Source organism: Mycobacterium sp. PSTR-4-N, assembly GCF_022348085.1.
Taxonomy (GTDB): domain Bacteria; phylum Actinomycetota; class Actinomycetes; order Mycobacteriales; family Mycobacteriaceae; genus Mycobacterium.
In genome coordinates, this window is record NZ_JAKRFN010000061.1 from 1 (window position 1) to 1,360 (window position 1,360).

The window sequence follows — 1,360 nt, forward strand, 5'->3', positions numbered from 1 at the left end:
TCCACTGACTCAAACTTTCTGGCAGGGTCGCCGGAGAATGATGGTGACACGTCCAGAGGGAGTGTCAGATGTCGAGATCGCGGAAGGTGAAGGTCAGCGCCGAGGAGAAGACCCGTTTGGTTCTGGCGGTGTTGGCGGGCGAGATGTCGGGTGCCGAAGCGGCCCGGCGATGCGGAGTGTCACCGGGGCAGGTACTCAAATGGAAATACCAGTTCCTCGAGGCGGGTGCCGAGCGGATGCAGGAGGTCCCCAGCGGCGCCGCGCACGGGGCTGGAAGCCCCGAGCAACGGCGGCTGCGCCTGGAGAACGACGAGCTCAAGCTCGCCCTGGCCGAGGCGACGGTTCAGTTGCGGATCTGGCAACGCGGGGCAGCCCTGGCCGACCAGGTCCCTTCCAAGACCTCGAAACCCTAAGAGAAGCAGCGCAACTGCCGGTTTCGAGGTTCGCGCCGTTAGCCGGCATCCCGGAGCGGACCTATCGACGCCGGCTGGCGCGCTTGAGAGCCGGAAGCCCCGATAAAGGCCCGTGGCCGGCGCCTGTGGTCGATCAGATCGAGGCCAGAGCAGCGAAGTACGCCGAAGAATGGCCAGCGTGGGGCTACCGCAAGGTCGCGGCTCTGATGCGGGCTGACGGATACGAGGTCACCAACTCCTCAGTCCAGCGAGCGTTACGCCGTCGAGGCCTGCTGCTACCCCAGGGCTTCCGTGCCGATCGCAAATCCTGGGCAGCACTGCGTCGACGCGTCTTTCACGACCCGCCCACCGAACGTAACCGGGTCTGGCAGACCGACTTCTCCGAATTCGAAACCGCCCACGGTGGGATCTGGCGCATCAGCGCTGTCATCGACTATGTCACCAAATACTGCCTTGCCATCACCGTGACCCCGACCGGTCGGGGCCGCGACGCCGTGCACTGTGTACGCCTGGCCGTCGAGGAAGCCACCTGCGTTCTCAACCTGGCCGATCTGCGCCAGGACCGAGGCGAGATGGATGTCCTCGACGCCGACGAAAACGTCATCGGCCGAGCACCAGCCCCCATCGCTTTGGTCTCCGACAACGGGCCCTGCTACCGCGGAAAAGACTTCCAAACCATCTTCGCCGGCCACGACCCCGTCCTGCGCCACATCCGCACCCGAATCAAGTCACCACAGACCAACGGCGTCATCGAACGGTTCTTCGGCACGCTGAAATACGAGCACCTGTTCCGCGGCTACATCGGCGACGGCGACGCCCTCGACATGGAAGTTCACCGCTTCCGCATCATCTACAACACCATCCGACCCCACCAAGCACTGGCCGACCACACCCCCAAACAGGCCTACCTCGCCAACAAAAACCTGCCACTTTCTTGACTCAAGACA

2 protein-coding genes are annotated in these 1,360 nt (G+C 63.9%); both read left to right on the forward strand.

Annotation, left to right across the window (positions count from 1 at the left end):
- Positions 1–68 precede the first annotated feature (68 nt).
- On the forward strand, positions 69–413 hold the full coding sequence (locus tag MHN84_RS29615; protein WP_241207995.1) for a helix-turn-helix domain-containing protein: 345 nt from the start codon (positions 69–71) through the stop codon (positions 411–413).
- 125 nt (positions 414–538) lie between these two features.
- Positions 539–1,351, forward strand: a complete 813-nt coding sequence (locus MHN84_RS29945) for an integrase core domain-containing protein (protein ID WP_241207996.1) — start codon at positions 539–541, stop codon at positions 1,349–1,351.
- The last annotated feature ends 9 nt before the right edge of the window (positions 1,352–1,360 follow it).

Bases quoted from the DNA above. Each gene is read 5' to 3' on its own strand.
- MHN84_RS29615 (WP_241207995.1), top strand. From the start codon at position 69: ATGTCGAGATCGCGGAAGGTGAAGGTCAGCGCCGAGGAGAAGACCCGT.